Origin of the sequence: Nocardia sp. MDA0666 (assembly GCF_003023875.1) — a bacterium.
Classification (GTDB): Bacteria; Actinomycetota; Actinomycetes; order Mycobacteriales; family Mycobacteriaceae; genus Nocardia; species Nocardia aobensis.
Map to the genome: position 1 here is coordinate 309,409 of NZ_PYHT01000004.1, position 15,851 is coordinate 325,259.

Annotated in this window: 11 protein-coding genes; 8 read left to right on the plus strand and 3 right to left on the minus strand. The window is 70.2% G+C overall.

Translation table 11 applies throughout. From position 1 onward, the window contains the following. Positions 1-170 precede the first annotated feature (170 nt). The 5 genes from C8258_RS09600 (at position 171) to C8258_RS09620 (ending at position 8,440) form a co-directional block, all read left to right on the plus strand. Entirely contained in the window at positions 171-3,035 is a 2,865-nt protein-coding gene (locus C8258_RS09600) for an SWIM zinc finger family protein (RefSeq protein WP_106954838.1), read from the plus strand. Beyond that, positions 3,032-4,135 carry an AAA family ATPase gene (locus C8258_RS09605; RefSeq protein ID WP_106954839.1) on the plus strand — a complete coding sequence of 368 codons (1,104 nt, stop codon included), beginning with the start codon at positions 3,032-3,034 and terminating at the stop codon, positions 4,133-4,135. The genes C8258_RS09600 and C8258_RS09605 overlap by 4 nt, the downstream gene beginning before the upstream one ends. Next, positions 4,132-6,459, plus strand: coding sequence for a DUF5682 family protein (locus C8258_RS09610; RefSeq protein ID WP_106954840.1), 2,328 nt, complete (start codon positions 4,132-4,134; stop codon positions 6,457-6,459). The genes C8258_RS09605 and C8258_RS09610 overlap by 4 nt, the downstream gene beginning before the upstream one ends. 22 nt (positions 6,460-6,481) lie before the next feature. Then, entirely contained in the window at positions 6,482-7,651 is a 1,170-nt protein-coding gene (locus tag C8258_RS09615; RefSeq protein ID WP_106954841.1) for a VWA domain-containing protein, read from the plus strand. 246 nt (positions 7,652-7,897) lie between these two features. Further along, positions 7,898-8,440, plus strand: coding sequence for a hypothetical protein (locus C8258_RS09620; RefSeq protein WP_063065676.1), 543 nt, complete (start codon positions 7,898-7,900; stop codon positions 8,438-8,440). 67 nt (positions 8,441-8,507) lie between these two features. On the opposite strand, the gene C8258_RS09625 is transcribed toward C8258_RS09620, so the two are convergent. Next, positions 8,508-11,027, minus strand: a complete 2,520-nt coding sequence (locus C8258_RS09625) for an ABC transporter permease (RefSeq protein ID WP_106954842.1) — start codon at positions 11,025-11,027, stop codon at positions 8,508-8,510. A gap of 3 nt (positions 11,028-11,030) precedes the next feature. Beyond that, a complete protein-coding gene (locus tag C8258_RS09630) occupies positions 11,031-11,795 on the minus strand; it encodes an ABC transporter ATP-binding protein (protein ID WP_106954843.1) in 765 nt (254 codons plus the stop codon). A 124-nt stretch (positions 11,796-11,919) separates the two neighbouring features. On the opposite strand from C8258_RS09630, the gene C8258_RS09635 reads away from it, so the two are divergent. Next, on the plus strand, positions 11,920-12,678 hold the full coding sequence (locus tag C8258_RS09635) for a phosphatase PAP2 family protein (protein ID WP_158271240.1): 759 nt from the start codon (positions 11,920-11,922) through the stop codon (positions 12,676-12,678). Here the strand turns inward: C8258_RS09635 and C8258_RS09640 are convergent. Then, complete coding sequence (locus tag C8258_RS09640) at positions 12,614-13,855, minus strand: serine/threonine-protein kinase (RefSeq protein WP_106954845.1); 1,242 nt, start codon at positions 13,853-13,855, stop codon at positions 12,614-12,616. The two genes, C8258_RS09635 and C8258_RS09640, sit on opposite strands and share 65 nt — an antisense overlap. Before the next feature lie 151 nt (positions 13,856-14,006). On the opposite strand from C8258_RS09640, the gene C8258_RS09645 reads away from it, so the two are divergent. Continuing rightward, positions 14,007-14,777: a deoxyribonuclease IV gene (locus C8258_RS09645; protein WP_039780394.1), complete on the plus strand. Its 771-nt coding sequence runs from the start codon at positions 14,007-14,009 to the stop codon at positions 14,775-14,777. A 121-nt stretch (positions 14,778-14,898) separates the two neighbouring features. Next, positions 14,899-15,828, plus strand: a complete 930-nt coding sequence (locus C8258_RS09650; RefSeq protein ID WP_106954846.1) for a TauD/TfdA family dioxygenase — start codon at positions 14,899-14,901, stop codon at positions 15,826-15,828. The last annotated feature ends 23 nt before the right edge of the window (positions 15,829-15,851 follow it).

Sequence of the window (15,851 nt, forward strand, 5' to 3'; positions counted from 1 at the left end):
ACCACAACAGTGCTTGATTCTGCAATGACATTCCGCGCCAGGGGAATTCGTTCGCAACCGACGAGCGAACCCGGGCGCCGTCGTTCGGCCGATGGCCCGGAAGAGCGCCCGCGCGATCTTGTCGGTGGGCTCGGGTACAAATCCGGGGTACCGAACGAACGGGGGAACACGTGACGACCTCTCCGGCCGCGACCTACGCCGTCACCGCCGACAATGTGCTGGCCCTGGCGCCCGACACCGCATCGGTGAGCGCCGCGCGCAAGCTCACCGCCGCGTGGGTGGGCACCGGCACCCACGGCGGTGCGCTGTGGGGGCGGTGCAAGGGCAGCGGCGCCACGCCGTACCAGACGATCGTCGACCTGTCGGGCCCCGCCTACCGCTGTTCGTGCCCCAGCCGGAAATTTCCCTGCAAACATGCGTTGTCGCTGTTGCTGCTGTGGTCGCAGGGCACGGTCCCGGCGGCCGACACGCCCGCCGACTTCGCGGCCGAATGGCTGGCGAGCCGGGTCGCGCGCGCCGCGAAACCGGCCGAACCGGCGGCCCGCGGCACGAAACAGGCGACGCTCGACCAGCGGCGGGCGCGGGTCACCACCGGACTCGACGATCTCGACATCTGGCTCGGCGACCAGATCCGCACCGGCCTGGCCCAGGCCGACCATTCCGCCGCGGCGCTGGAGGCGGTGGCCGCCCGGATGGTCGACTCCCAAGCGCCGGGGGTGGCGGCAGCCCTGCGGCAACTGCCGCGCCGCATGCTCGGCGTCGAACAGTGGCCGGCGATTCTGCTCAGCGAATACGCCCGGTTGCACCTGCTGATCGGCGCGCACCGGCGGCTCGACGAACTGCCGCCCGCGCTGGCCGCCGGGGTGCGCGCCCATATCGGCTATCCGGCCAAGGCCGAGGAGGTCCGCGGCGGCGAGCCCGCGATCCGCGACCGGTGGATGGTGCTGGGGGTGCGCATCACCGAGGAGGAACGGGTCTTCACCCGCCGCACTCTGCTGCTCGGGCGAGCCACCCAACGCTGGGCGCATGTGCTCGATCACAGCTTCGGCAGTGCGAGTTTCCCGGGCGAGCTGCCGATTCCCGGCACCATGGTCGAGGCGGACCTGCACTTCTATCCGGGGGCGATGCCGCTGCGCGCGGTCCGGGGCATCCGCCACGGCGAACCCGAACCATTCACCACCATCGTGTCGGAATCGGCGTCCATCGCCGGCCAACTCGAGGCCCACGCGCGGGCGCTGGGCGCCGACCCGTGGCTGCGGGGATGGCCGATGCTGCTGGCGGATGTGGTCCCCAGCCCGGGTTCGGCCGGCTGGTTTCTCGCCGAACCGGACGGCACGGCGGTGCCGCTCGCCGCGACCGCCGAGGTGCCGTGGCAGTTGATCGGCTTGTCGGGCGGTCATCCCGTGACGGTGGTCGGTGAGTGGACCGCGGCCGGATTGATCCCCGTCTCCGCGCTGGTGGCCGGCGAGCTCGTCGGAGTCGAGACGGAATCGCTCACCGATGTGCCGACCCCCGGCACCGCGGTCCCGGCATCGTCGGAGACGGTGGTGCCGGTCGCGCTGCTGGGCACCGCCCGACGCACCCTCGATCCCGCCGGCCTGGCCGATGCGGTGACCGCGGCCGCTCGCGCCGACACTCCGGAACACGCCGTGCTGGGTGCGGTAGCGCTCCAGGAGCTGTACCACCGCGGCGGGGTGCGACCGGCCCGCACCGAGTTGCTCGCCCCGGCCGCCGACGACGATCGCGACCGGTTGCCGCGGGCGGCGGCGCAGCGGCTGCGACATCTGCTGGCGGACGGCTCGCCGATGCTCGCGGAATGGTTCGAGGCCGCACTGCCCGGCGATCCGCGCGCGCCCGACGCACTCTGCGCCACACTGCTCGAGACCGCGAGAAGCCAAGCCGCTCTCCGAGGTCCGTTGCTGCGCCTGGCGGGCGCCCGGGGTCGCTGGCTGGCGGCGCTGCATCCACGCTGGCGACCGCTGCTGCGGACCGGCGACGACGATCCCGAGGTGTGGACGCACGGCCGGCCCGCCGAACGCCGGAGCTGGCTGGCCGCCCTGCGCGCCCGCGACGCCGCGGCGGCCCGGCGAGCTCTGGCCGACACCTGGAGCCGGGAACCGGCACGCGGCCGAGCCGAACTGCTGGCGGTCCTGGCCGCCGGAGTCGGGCCCGACGACGAGCCACTGCTCGAATCCGCCCTCGACGACGCGCGGCCCGAGGTTCGCCGTACCGCCGCCGATCTCCTTGCGCACCTGCCGGATTCGGCCTTCGCGGAACGGATGCGCGAACGCGCGAGCCGGTGGCTGATCATCCGCTCCGGCGCGCTCGAGGCGCACCTGCCGCACGATCTCGACGACGCGGCCCGCCGCGACGGACTCGGCGACCGGCTCGACCCGGTGGCCTACCGCCGCGACGGCGGGGCCGACGTGGATGCCGAACGGCTGCGCCGCCTGATGGCCGCCACCCCGCTGCGCCATTGGGAACAACTGTGCGGCTCTGCGGAGGCGGCCACCGCGCTGCGGCTGCCCGACGACATCCTCGGACCGGTCGCCGCAGGCTGGTCGGAAGCGGCTCTCGCACAAGGTGATTCCCGCTGGGCGACGCCGCTGTTCGAGGTGCTGACCACCACGCCGACCCTGGGCGCGGATCCGCGGTTGCGGCAGCAGTTGTTCGCGCTGCTGCCGGTCGACCGGCGCGTACGGTACCTGTGCGGTCTGGACAGCAGTTGGCTGGCCGAACTGGAACTGCTGGTCTCGGCGTTACCGCGGCCGTGGCCCCAGCCGCTGGCCGAACATCTGGTCCGGCTGCTGCTCGATCGGGCCCATCTGGCCGCCGCCCGTCCCGGAGCGGCCGGGCTGTCGCCCGCCTCCTATCGCACGCTGCTGCGCAGTGCCGCGATCAATTTCCCGGTCCGCGCGGTCGCGGCGGTGTCCGTCGCCGCCCGCCGCTGCGCGGACCCATCCTGGCAGAGCGCCTTCGACCGCCTCGCCGACGATCTGACCCAACGCACCCTGATGCTCGAGGAGCTGGCATGACCACGACCCAGAACCCGCCCGCCGACCTGCTGCGCCCCCATGCCGAACAGGCCTACGCCGACGAACTGCGAGCCCTCGCCGCCGTCGACGACCGTCCGCGTCCACCGTCATGGCGCCTGTCGCCCTGGGCGGTGGTCACCTACCTGCTCGGCGGCACCCTGCCCGACGGCACGGTGATCACCCCGAAGTACGTCGGGCCGCGACGCCTGATGGAGGTGGCGGTGGCGACGCTGGCGACCGATCGCGCGCTGCTGCTGCTCGGCGTACCGGGCACCGCGAAAACCTGGGTGTCGGAACATCTTTCGGCGGCAGTCAGCGGCGCATCCACGCTGTTGGTGCAGGGCACGTCCGGAACCGCCGAAGAGGCGATCCGATACGGCTGGAACTATGCGCGCCTGCTCGCGGAAGGACCCAGCGACGGCGCGCTGGTGCCCTCGCCGGTCATGACCGCGATGCGCACCGGTGCGATCGCCCGGGTCGAGGAGCTCACCCGCATTCCCTCCGATGTGCAGGACGCACTGATCACCGTGCTGTCGGAGAAGACGCTGCCGGTACCGGAACTCGGTATCGAGGTGCAGGCGGCCAAGGGCTTCAACGTCATCGCGACCGCGAACGACCGCGACCGCGGCGTCAACGAACTCTCCTCCGCGCTGCGCCGCCGGTTCAACACCGTGGTGCTGCCGCTGCCCGCCGGCGAGGACGACGAGGTCGCGATCGTCACCCGGCGGGTCGAACAACTCGGCGCCGCACTGCAATTGCCGCCGATTCCGGCCGCCGCCGAGGAAGTGCGGCGCGTGGTGCGGGTCTTCCGTGAACTGCGTTCCGGCATCACCGAGGACGGCCGGACCAAATTGAAGTCGCCGTCGGGCACATTGTCTACGGCGGAAGCGATTTCGGTGCTCACCAACGGCATCGCGCTCGCCGCTCATTTCGGGGACGGGGTGCTGCGCGCGAGCGATGTCGCCGGCGCGGTACTCGGCGCGGTGATCAAGGATCCGGTCGCCGACGCCGTCGTGTGGACCGAGTACCTCGAGGCCGTGGTCCGCGAACGCCCGGAGTGGTCCGATTTCTACCGCGCCTGCCGTGAGGTGCACGGATGAGCGGCGAAGCCGTCGCGCTCGACGAGCCGCGAACGCAGATCTTCGGGATCCGCCATCACGGCCCCGGGTCGGCGCGCTCGCTGTCGTGGGCGCTGGAGCGTTTCCGTCCGGATGCGATCCTGATCGAAGGCCCGGCCGACGCCGATCCGCTGGTCGCGTACGTCGCCGCCGAGGGAATGGCACCACCGGTGGCACTGCTGGCCTATGCTCCGAACGAGCCGTCGCGGGCGGCGTTCTGGCCGTTCGCGGTGTTCTCCCCGGAATGGCAGGCGCTACGGTACGCGTCCGAACACGCTGTGCCCGTGAGCTTCTGTGATCTCCCGGCCGCCACCACCCTCGCCCTCGACACCGAACCGGGTGACAGCGGTGATCCGCTGGCCGCGCTGGCCGCCGCGGGCGGATACGACGATCCGGAGCGGTGGTGGGACGCCGTCATCGAATCGTCGTCGACTCCCACCGGGGACGGCACCGAGATCTTCGATGCCATCACCGAGGCCATGGCCGCACTCCGGGCAGCCGAGGCGCCCGCACCGTCCACCCCGGATCGGGACGACGCAGGCACGATCGACGACGCGGGAGATGCTGCGCCACAACAGGATTCATTCACACGGGCCGAGCTCCTGCCCGGCGGTATCGACCTGCGTACCCTGCAGCGCGAGGCGTACATGCGACAGGTCATCCGCCGGACGCTCAAGAGCGGTGCGCGCCGGATCGCGGTGGTCTGCGGGGCATGGCATGCCCCGGCGTTGGCGGGCAAACTCGGTCCGGCGGCGGCCGATTCCCGTCTGCTCAAGGGCCTGCCGAAGGTGAAGGCCACACTGACCTGGGTACCGTGGACCCACTCCCGGCTGGCCGGCTCGTCCGGATACGGCGCCGGTATCACCTCACCCGGCTGGTATCACCACCTGTTCACCCGGACCGACGAACCGATCGCGCGCTGGTTCACCCGGGTGGCCGGTGCGCTGCGTGCCCGCGACCTGCCGGTGTCCAGTGCGCACATCATCGAATCGGTACGACTGGCCGAGACGCTGGCCGCATTGCGCGGGCGCCCCGCACCGGGATTGTCCGAGGTCACCGATGCCACGCGGTCGGTGCTCTGCGAAGGCGACGAGTCGATGCTGCGGTTCGTCAGCAGCGAACTGGTCGTCGGCGAGGCGCTCGGTTCGGTGCCCGAGAGCACGCCGACCGTCCCGCTGGATGCCGACCTGCGCGCGCAGTCGCGCACCCTCCGGCTCAAACAGCAGGCCTTGGCCCAGCAGGTGGACCTGGATCTGCGCAAGGACCGCGATGTGGCACGGTCGCATCTGCTGCATCGGCTGCGACTGCTCGGAATCGACTGGGGCACACCGATGACCGGCGAGGTGCGCAATACCGGCACCTTCCGCGAATCCTGGGCGCTGCGGTGGGAACCCGGCCTCTCGGTCGCGGTCATCGAGGCGTCGCGCTGGGGTACCACCATCCGCACCGCGGCCGAGGCGAAGATCCTCGACCGAGCCGGCGCCGCCGACGCCACGGTCGCCGATATCAGCGCGGCCCTGGAAACCGCGCTGCTGGCCGACCTCGGCGGCGCGGTGGACGGTCTGGTCGCTCGCCTGGAAGCGGTGGCCGCGCTGGATCACGACGTCACCCACCTGCTCGCCGCGCTGCCCGGGTTGATCCGCGCACTGCGCTACGGCGACGTCCGCAGCACCGATGTGGGCGCACTGGCGCGGGTAGCCGACGGCCTGCTCCTGCGCATCTGTGCCGGATTGCCCGGCGCCGTCACCGGTCTCGACACCGATGCCGCCACGCAGCTGCGCGGCCTGATCGATGCCACCCACGTCGCCATCGCGACCCGCGACGAGGCGCACGCCACCCGGTCCTGGCTCGCGGCACTGGGCCTGCTGGCCGACCGCGACGATGTGCACGGGGCGCTGGTGGGTCGCGCGGTCCGATTGCTCTGCGACGCGGGAATCATCGCCGATGCCGAGGCCGCGCGCCGGCTGTCGGCGGCGCTGTCGATCGGCCACAGCCCGGCGGAGAAGGCCGCGTGGATCGACGGTTTCCTGGGCGGACGCGGCCTGCTGCTCGTCCACGACCGAGACCTGTTGCGGCGCATCGACTCCTGGCTGCGGGAGCTGGACGAGGAGCAGTTCGTCGCGACGCTGCCGCTGTTGCGGCGGACCTTCGGCGCCTTCGAGGCGGGAGAACGCCAGGCCATCGCCCGCGCCGTCCGGGACGGGACGCCGGTGGCCGCACCGCAGCGCGACCGCCCCGGGCCGGACGCCGCTCGCGGCATCCTGGCTCTGCACGCGGCGACCGAAATCCTGGTAGGCGCACGATGATTCGAGCGAAGAGGAGCCGACGATGACACGGATCGAATCGGACGAGGCGCAGGCCCGGCGCTGGCGGCTGGTTCTCGGCGCTCCCGCCGAGGAAGGGCTCGGCGGGCTCGCCGCGGCCGAGGACGCGGCGATGGACCGGGCGTTGTCGGCGCTCTACAACGGCGACGAACACACCCCGTCGGACAAGCGCGCCGCCGGCCTGGGCGGTTCGGCGCCGAAGGTCGCCAGGTGGCTGGGTGATATCCGCACCTACTTCCCGTCGACGGTGGTCGAGGTCATGCAGCGCGACGCCATCGACCGTCTGCAACTCACACAACTGCTGCTCGAGCCCGAACTGCTCGAGGCGGTCGAACCCGACGTCCAGCTCGTCGGCACCCTGCTCAGCCTGAACCGCATGATGCCCGAAACCACCCGCGCCACAGCACGAGTCGTGGTGGAGAAGGTGGTGCGCGATATCGAACGCCGGCTCGCCGCGCGCACCGTCGCGGCGGTGTCCGGTGCGCTCAACCGCGCGGCCCGGGTGTCTCGTCCTCGGCTGCGCGATATCGACTGGAACCGGACCATCCGCCGCAACCTCGCCCACTACCTGCCCGAACACCGCACGGTGGTGCCGCAGCAGCTGGTCGGTTACGGGCGTAAGGCGCAGGCGGTGCGGCGGGAGGTGGTGCTCGCGATCGACCAATCGGGATCCATGGCGGCCAGCGTCGTCTACGCCTCCGTCTTCGGTGCGGTGCTCGCGTCGATGCGCTCACTGAAGACCTCACTGGTGGTCTTCGACACGGCGGTGGTGGATCTCACCGAGCAACTGTCGGATCCGGTGGATGTGCTGTTCGGCACACAACTCGGTGGCGGGACCGATATCAACCGGGCCATCGCCTACTGCGGGCAACTGATCACCCGGCCCGCCGACACCCTGTTCGTCCTGATCTCCGACCTGTACGAGGGCGGCATCCGCGACGAGATGTTGCGACGGGTCTCGGCCATGAAGGAGGCCGGCGTCCAGGTCCTGGTGCTGCTGGCGCTCTCCGACGAGGGCGCACCCGCCTACGACCACGACAACGCCGCCGCCCTCGCCGCACTGGGAGTCCCCGCCTTCGCGTGCACTCCCGACCGCTTTCCCGATCTACTGTCGGTGGCCCTCGACCGCGGCGATGTGGCGACGTGGGCCCGCTCGCACGCCGGCGGCCGATGACCACCCGAGGCACGCCCGCATGTGCGGGCATCGAAAGGGGTTGCCGGGCCGTGGTTCTCACGGCCCGCAGGACCGCGGCGCGACTACCTGCTGTTCTCGGCGCGGGGCGGGCTTTCGCGCCCGCGCGGGCCGCGTCGATCGGCGGGCCGCGCGCCGGCGCGGAAATCGACGCGATAACTTGGACCGGTGTTGAAGAATTCCGTGGCCACGACGGCAGGAGCATGGCGGGTAGGTGACGGCACTGCGGTGTCATTTCGCGAGGCGGCGGTGGCCTGGGCATTGGCCGCACATGCCGAACTGGCCGAAACCGCGACCGGATACGGGCATTTCATCACTGTGAACGAGTTGGCCGAACGGATTCAGGACGTGTCCGGTGTGCACACCGAGGCGCCAACGCGCACCTGGATGGCCGCGATTCTGCGGAAGGTCGCGCGGCGCTGCCACGGCGCCGGCGAGCCGCCGCTGACCGCGCTGTGCGTACGCCAGAACCACACCGTCGGCGACGACTACAAATACGTGCTCGAACTCGCCGGCCTGCCGATTCCCGACGACCTCGAACTCCACGCGGCCTACGCCCGCTGGCAGTGCTATCAGCACTACGGTGCGGAGATGCCCGCGGAGGTCGGCGTTCCGCCGCTGACGCCGAAGGTGGACGCGCGCCGCCGCGGTCGCGGCGTGACGAAAACGGCGGTGGCACAGGAGGACAAATTCTCCGAGCCGCGACCGGCGGTCTGCTCGCAGTGCTTCATCCAGCTGCCCGCCGGCGGCGTCTGCCAGTACTGCGTCTGATCCCCCTCCGGGCCGGCCGCTGAACGCACCTGCGCCCAGCGGCCGTGCCCGCACGGATCGACGTCTCTCACAGATCGGCGATAGCCGCCAGCGGTGGTGTGCGGGCGGCACGTACGCCCGGCCACAGCGCCGCCAGCACACCGACCACGGCCGAGCCGATCAGCATGCCCACGATCTGGCCCCACGGCACGGTGATCGTGCTCAAACCCAGATCCGACAGCGTGCGCAGGAATCCGACGCCGAGTCCCAGTCCCAGGACCACCCCGACCACGGCGCCGAAGATCGCTATCAGCATGGATTCGAGATAGATCGTGCGCCGGACCTGTGGTCGCTGCATGCCCACGGCGCGGAGCATGCCGATCTCGCGCCGCCGCTCGACGACCGAGAGGGCGAGCGTGTTCACGATGCCCAGAATCGCGATCACCACCGCCAATGCCAGCAACCCGTACAGGATGGCGAGCATGGTGTTGATCTGTTTGCCCTGCGCGCCTTTGAATTCCTCGCGGTCCTGCACCTGCACCACCACGTAGGAGGCGGTCGCCTTCTCCAGATTGCCCCGCATCGCGGCGACGTCGGCGCCCGGCGCGGCCTTGACCAACACGATCAGGTCGGTGCGAAACGCCACCGGCATCACTTGGTTGTAGAGGTCCGGCGCCACCACCAGGGGGCCGAGCAGCTGGCTGTCGGCATAGATGCCGGCGACGGTCACCGAGAACTTCTTGTTGTCCACACTGGTGACCTCGACACGGTCGCCCGCGTGCCAATGACGGTCGCCCGCTTCGGTTTCCGAAACCAGCAGAGACTCGCCGGTGAGGTTGTCGGTGCCCTGGCGGATGTCGTAGTGCAGGACCTGTCCCATCGGCGCGTCCGGCGAGGTGCCGGTGACCTGGTCGTCGCCTACGCGCAGCGCGACGCCGCGGAAGGCCACCACATCGGACACGTCCGGCACCGAGCGCGCTGCCTCCGCGGCACCCAGCGGCACCCCGATCATCTGCGGCCCGGCCAGCACGTAGTCGGCGTTGACACCCTTGTCGACGAGTTCGCCGACGCTGGCCTTCGCCGAGGCGCCGAGCATGCCGATCGCCGAGACCAGCATCAGTCCCAGGGTGAGCGCGAACGCGGTGGCGGCGGTGCGGCGTGGATTGCGCACGGCGTTGTTGCGCGCCATCGCGCCGATCGCGCCGAACGGACGCACCAGCAGACCCAATGCCCCGACCACCGGCCGCGACAGCGCGGGTGAGGCGAAGAGCACCGCGAAAATCAGTGCCGCGGCGCCGACTCCGACCGTGGCCGCGGCGTTGCCGCCGGTGTTGCGCGCCCCGAGCACCACCAGGACCACCCCGATCACGGCCAGCACCGCACCGATCACCGTGCGCACGCGCAGCGATTCACCGACCGAGGCGAACTCCTCTCGCATCGCCTCCACCGGCGGAATCTTGGCCGCCCGCCGCGCGGGTGCGTAGGCGCTGGCCACGGTCACCACCAGGCCGATGCCGATCGCCGCCAGCACGGTCCGCGGCAATACCTGCATGGTTCCGGTGGGCAGTCCGAGGTCGAAGGCGTTGAGCAGCGCGGAAAGTCCGAAAGCCAGCCCGATGCCGCCGGCCAGTCCGAGCAGGCTGCCGATGAGGCCGATCACGAAGGCCTCCGCCACCACCGACAATCCGACCTGGCGCCGCCCGGCTCCGACCGCCCGCAACAGCGCCAGCTCCCGCAACCGCTGCGCCACGATCATCGAGAAGGTGTTGTAGATGATGAACGTGCCGACCAGCAGCGCGATCGCACCGAAGGCGAGCAGGAAGTAGTTGACGAATTTCAGCGCGTTGCCGACCTGCGCCTTCAGGTCGGCGCGTACCTGATCGCCGTCCATGACCTTGTAGTCCGGCGCCACCTTCGCGATCCGGTCGCGCAACGTATCCGGCGAAACTCCGGGCACGGCGGCCACATCCACGTAGGCGACATGCGCGCCGTCGGTGAACAGTTCCCGGGCCTGCGCGTCGTCCAGGAGCAGCCCGATGAATCCGCCGGTGTCCGAGGACACGGTGTAGATGCCGCTGACGGTCATATCGATCGTGCCGCGGGAGGGAATCAGCACCTTGGCCTTGTCCCCCACGTGCAATCCGGCTCGATCGGCCCCGCCGGAATTGATCGCGATCTGCCCCGGTGTCACCGGCGCGACGCCGTCGATGAAATGCTCCGGGTCGGCGATCGCCTTGTCGGGCGGCAGATACGACCGCCCCCAGCTCGGCGCGCCGCCGGTCTGGACCGCATGCCCGTCCTTCAGCAGGACCACGGGCCCCTGTACCGCCGGCGCGACCGCGCGCACGCCGTCGGTCGTGGCGACCTTCGCGACGAGTTCGTTCGGAACACCCAGCGACTGTGTGTGTTTCGGCTCCACCCGCACGTCGACACCCTTCGCCTGGTCGGCGAAGATGCCGTCGAAGGTGCGCTGCAGGGTGTCGGTGAAGACGAAAGAGCCTGCGACGAAAGCGGTTCCGAGCACGACCGACAGCAACGTCAGCACCAGCCGCACCTTGTGCGCGGCCAGATTGCGCAAGGCCACCTTGCGCATCGGCGATCCGGCCATGACCTATCCCTCCAGGGACTTCATGCGGTCCAGCACCGAATCCGCTGTCGGATCGCGCAATTCGTCGACGATGCGCCCGTCGGCGAGGAAGATCACGCGGTCGGCGTAGGAGGCGGCATGCGGTTCGTGGGTCACGATCACGACCGTCTGACCGAATTCGTCGACCGCCGCCCGCAGAATCGACAGCACCTCACCGGAGGAGCGGGAATCGAGATTGCCGGTCGGCTCGTCGCCGAAGATGATGTCGGGCCGGCCGACCAGCGCCCGCGCGCATGCGACGCGCTGCTGCTGCCCGCCCGACAGCTCACTCGGCCGATGGTCGAGGCGATCTCCCAGACCGAGCCGCCCGATCACGGTGTCCAGCCACTCCTGATCGGGTTTGCGGCCCGCGATATCCAGCGGCAGGGTGATGTTCTCGAGCGCGGTCAGCGTCGGCACCAGGTTGAATGCCTGGAAGACGAAGCCGATGCGGTCGCGGCGCAGGCGCGTCATCTGTTTGTCCGACAGTCCGGTCAGCGCGGTGTCGCCGATGTGCACCGTGCCGGACGTGGCGCTGTCGAGCCCGGCCAGGCAGTGCATCAACGTCGATTTTCCGGAGCCGGACGGGCCCATGATCGCGGTGAACTCCCGCTGGGCGAAGTCGGCCGAAACCCCGTCGAGGGCGCGGACCTGGGTGTCTCCGGATCCGTACAGTTTCATCAGGTCGGTGGCGCGGGCCGCGAGCGTGGTCGCCGCGGCGCGTTCGGTGCCCAGGGCATCGGCAGTCATGGTCTCCAGTCTGGCCAAACCGGCGTGCGGGCGCCATCAGGATTTCCCCCCAATACCTGGGGCGCACACCCCCGGCCCGCCGGGATGCCGCAGTGCCGGGCGGCGACGCACATATCCTCGTGCCATGGCTGCGCTCACCCCGGTCCTGCTGATGCTCGTCGGTGGGATCGCGCTGGTGCAGCAGGGCATTCTGCGAGGGATGCCGGTGTCGGCGTTGCTCGTGCCGGCCGCGGCGCTCGGTGGCGCCGCGCAACTGAGCCACGACGTGGTCGACGGCGGCGGCGTCACCCGCATCGACCAGCCGATCACCGACTGGGTGGTCGGCCATCGCATCGGCTGGTTGAATCCGGCGATCAGCATCTTCACCGATGCCGGCGGCGTCGCGGCGATGACGACCCTGACCATCGTGGCCTGCGCCTGGTTCGGCGTGCGGCGGCAGTGGGCGCGACTGCTGACCACGGCCGCGGTGGGTATCGGGGTGGCTGTGATCGGTTCCGTGCTGAAGTCGGCGATCGGACGGCACCGGCCACCCGCGGTCGATCAGCTGGTCACCGAGACCAGTCCCTCGTTCCCGTCCGGTCACACGCTGGGCAGCACCGCCGTGGTCGGGGCGCTCGCCGCCATGGTCGTGCTGTCGTCGCGCGGGCGCGCGGTGCGCGTCGCGGCCGTCGCGGTCGCGGCGTTGTTCGCCGTGGTGATCGGCCTGACCCGGATCTATCTCGGCGTGCACTGGGTCACCGATGTGCTGGCGGGATGGGCGATCGGCCTGGTCTGGCTCGCGCTGTGCCTCGGCCCCTACCTGTGGTGGCGGGCCCGGGTCAGCTCGACAGTGCGGCCAGCAGCACCAGAACCACCAGCAGCAGCACCACCGCGCCGACGATGATGCCGATGATCACCCCGGTATTGGATTTCGGCGCCTGGTTCTGCCGGATCTGATTCATCGGCGGCAGCGGCGGCCGGTGTCCGTAGGGCTGGTTGTACTGGTTGAACTGGCCGGACGCACCGTAGGGCTGCGGCTGATTCACCGGCCGCGCGGCGGTGGCGGGGTACGGCTGGGGGACGGCGCCGTGCGGCGGCATCGGTTGCGGCCGGGCCGCATGCGGCACCGACGGACCGGTCGCGGGCCGGTGCACGACCGGCTGTCCCGGCCCGGTCCCCGGCCGGCCGGCCGTCGGCATCGGTGGACCGGTGTAGGGGCGGCCGACCGTCGGCATGCGCGGCGCACTGGCCGGGGAGACCGCCTGGCGGGCGGCGGCGGCGAAGTCCGCACAGCTACCGAATCGGTCGCTCGCGCGCTTCGCCATCGCCTTCAGCAGGACCGCGTCCAGGCTTGCGGGCAGGCCGGGGCGCACACTGCTCAGCGCCGGCGGCGGGCCCTGCAGATGGCCGCGGATCACCGCCGCCGGATTGGGCGCGTTGAACGGTCCCCGGCCGGTGAACAGCCAGAACAGGCTGCACGCCAGCGAATACTGGTCCGAACTGCCGTCCAGCGGCGCGCCGGTGAGCTGTTCGGGTGAGGCATAGGCCAGGGTCGCGGTGAAGGTTCCGGTCTGGGTGAGATGACCGCCGTCGTCGCGCAGGCGGGCGATGCCGAAGTCGGTCAGATACACCCGCTCGCCCTTGCCGCCGGTGGAGCGCGCGAGCAACATGTTGCCCGGCTTCACATCCCGATGCATGACCCCGGCGCCGTGCGCGTAGTCCAGCGCCTCGGCCACCTCGGCGATGATCTGCACGGCCCGCTCCGGCGGCAGCTTCTTCGGATCCACGCTGGCGGCGTCGATACCGTCGATGTACTGCATCGAGATCCAGAGCTGGCCGTCCTCGAGGCCGCGATCGTAGACCGTGACGACCTTGGGATGATCGAGTTGCGCGACCAGATCGGCCTCGCGCTCGAAGCGGGCCCGGATCTCCGGATCGGCGACCATCTCGCGGTTGAGCAGCTTCAGCGCGGTCATCCGCGGCAATCGCGGATGTTTGGCCAGATAGACCTGCCCCATACCGCCGCGGCCCAACAGTCGTTCGATGACGTAGCCCGCGAACACATCACCGTTGGCCAGCATGCCCCGCTCCCACTTCCCGTGCCGGAATCACCGAAACCATAGCAGTCCACCGGAACCGGCATTCTCGATCGATCGGGCCGCCGGCCCGCGTGAACGCCCGGTCCCCGCCTGTCGCTGCGGGCTGTCGGTGCCTACCGATACGCTCTCTGCCATGCGTATTGGAGCACACGTCCGCCAAGACAGTGATCCGATCGGCTTCGGCGAGCGATTGGGTGCCGACGTCATCCAGATGTTCGTGGTGGATCCGCAGGGCTGGGACAAACCACAGCCGCATCCGCGCACGGAGGAGATCAAATCCAGCCCGATCGACGTGGTGGTGCATTCCTCCTATCAGATCAACGTGGCCAGCACGAACAACCGGTTGCGCATGCCCTCGCGCAACGCGGTCGCGCAGCAGGCGCAGGCCGCGGCCGATCTGGGGGCGTTCGGCCTGGTCGTGCACGGCGGGCACGTGCGCTCGGATGCCGAGATCGAGGCCGGAATCGTCAACTGGCGCAAGCTGTTCGAGCGTCAGCAGGACAAGGGCGGCTTCGCGGTGCCGATTCTCATCGAGAACACCGCCGGCGGTAATCACGCCATGGCGCGCCATTTCGATTCGATCGCCCGGCTGTGGGATGCGGTCGGCGACTTCGGCGCCGGCTTCTGCCTCGACACCTGCCACGCCTGGGCGGGCGGCGAGGAGCTGATCGGCGTCGTCGACCGGATCCGCGCGATCACCGGCCGCATCGATCTGGTGCATCTGAACTCCTCGCGAGACGACTTCAACTCCGGCGCCGACCGGCACGCCAACTTCGCCGACGGCACCATCGACCCGCAGTTGCTCGCCGAGGTGTGCCGCACCGCGGATGCACCCGTGGTGCTGGAAACCCCGGCCGAAGGTGTCGCCGAGGACCTCGCCTACCTGCGCGAACACGTCGGCTGAGCCACGTCGGCCGGGCGCAGCGCCGGCGCCGTCTTTGTGATCGCGCTGACCGTAAACCTGGTCGCGCGCGGGCCTCGATGGTGTGCTCGGAACGTAGCTAGTTCCGAGCGAAAGGCCCTCCATGTCAAGCGATCACGCAGCAGAGTCCGTGTCCGTGGTGAAACTCGGAACCCACATCGGCGCACGCATCGACGGCGTCCGGCTCGGCGGGGATCTCACTCCGGAGACCGTGGCGGCCATCCGCGCGGCCCTCAACGAGCACAAGGTGATCTTCTTCCGTGATCAGCACCATCTCACCGAGGACGGTCAGCACGAATTCGCGCAGCTGCTCGGCAGCCCGACCACCCCGCATCCGACGGTCACATCCAAGGGTGTGAAGAGCCTGGCGATCGATTCCCACCACGGCCGCGCCAACAGCTGGCACAGCGATGTCACCTTCGTCGACCGCATTCCGAAGGCCTCGATCCTGCGGGCGGTGACCCTGCCCAGCTACGGCGGCTCGACGACCTGGGCCTCGACCGTGGCCGCCTACGCCTCGCTGCCGGAGCCGCTGAAGCGGCTGGCCGAGGAGCTGCGCGCGGTGCACACCAACAAGTACGACTACGCCGCGAGCCACGAGGAGCAGCCGGACCCCAACGCGCAGGCCTACCGCGAGGAATTCCAGTCGACCTACTACGAGACCGAGCATCCGGTGGTGCGGGTTCACCCCGAGACGGGTGAGCGCGCTCTGCTGCTCGGACATTTCGTCAAGCAGTTCGTCGGTCTGTCCACCAACGAGTCGCAGGCCCTGTTCCGCCTGCTCCAGGATCGGGTGACCCGGCTCGAGCACACCACCCGGTGGAACTGGTCGCTCGGCGACGTGGCGATCTGGGACAACCGTGCCACTCAGCACTACGCGATCGACGACTACGACGGCGCCGAGCACCGTCAGCTCACCCGCATCACACTGGCCGGAGACATCCCGGTGGGCGTGGACGGCCGGACCAGCCTCAGCATCGCCGGTAACGCCGACCACTACTCGATCATCGAGGATCTGGCCGAGGTGGCCTGATCCGCCGGCGCCGGCCGGTGGTT

Bases quoted from the DNA above. Each gene is read 5' to 3' on its own strand.
- C8258_RS09645 (WP_039780394.1), top strand. From the start codon at position 14,007: ATGCGTATTGGAGCACACGTCCGCCAAGACAGTGATCCGATCGGCTTC.
- C8258_RS09625 (WP_106954842.1), bottom strand. From the start codon at position 11,027: ATGGCCGGATCGCCGATGCGCAAGGTGGCCTTGCGCAATCTGGCCGCG.
- C8258_RS09615 (WP_106954841.1), top strand. From the start codon at position 6,482: ATGACACGGATCGAATCGGACGAGGCGCAGGCCCGGCGCTGGCGGCTG.
- C8258_RS09635 (WP_158271240.1), top strand. From the start codon at position 11,920: ATGGCTGCGCTCACCCCGGTCCTGCTGATGCTCGTCGGTGGGATCGCG.
- C8258_RS09650 (WP_106954846.1), top strand. From the start codon at position 14,899: ATGTCAAGCGATCACGCAGCAGAGTCCGTGTCCGTGGTGAAACTCGGA.
- C8258_RS09610 (WP_106954840.1), top strand. From the start codon at position 4,132: ATGAGCGGCGAAGCCGTCGCGCTCGACGAGCCGCGAACGCAGATCTTC.
- C8258_RS09630 (WP_106954843.1), bottom strand. From the start codon at position 11,795: ATGACTGCCGATGCCCTGGGCACCGAACGCGCCGCGGCGACCACGCTC.
- C8258_RS09640 (WP_106954845.1), bottom strand. From the start codon at position 13,855: ATGCTGGCCAACGGTGATGTGTTCGCGGGCTACGTCATCGAACGACTG.
- C8258_RS09605 (WP_106954839.1), top strand. From the start codon at position 3,032: ATGACCACGACCCAGAACCCGCCCGCCGACCTGCTGCGCCCCCATGCC.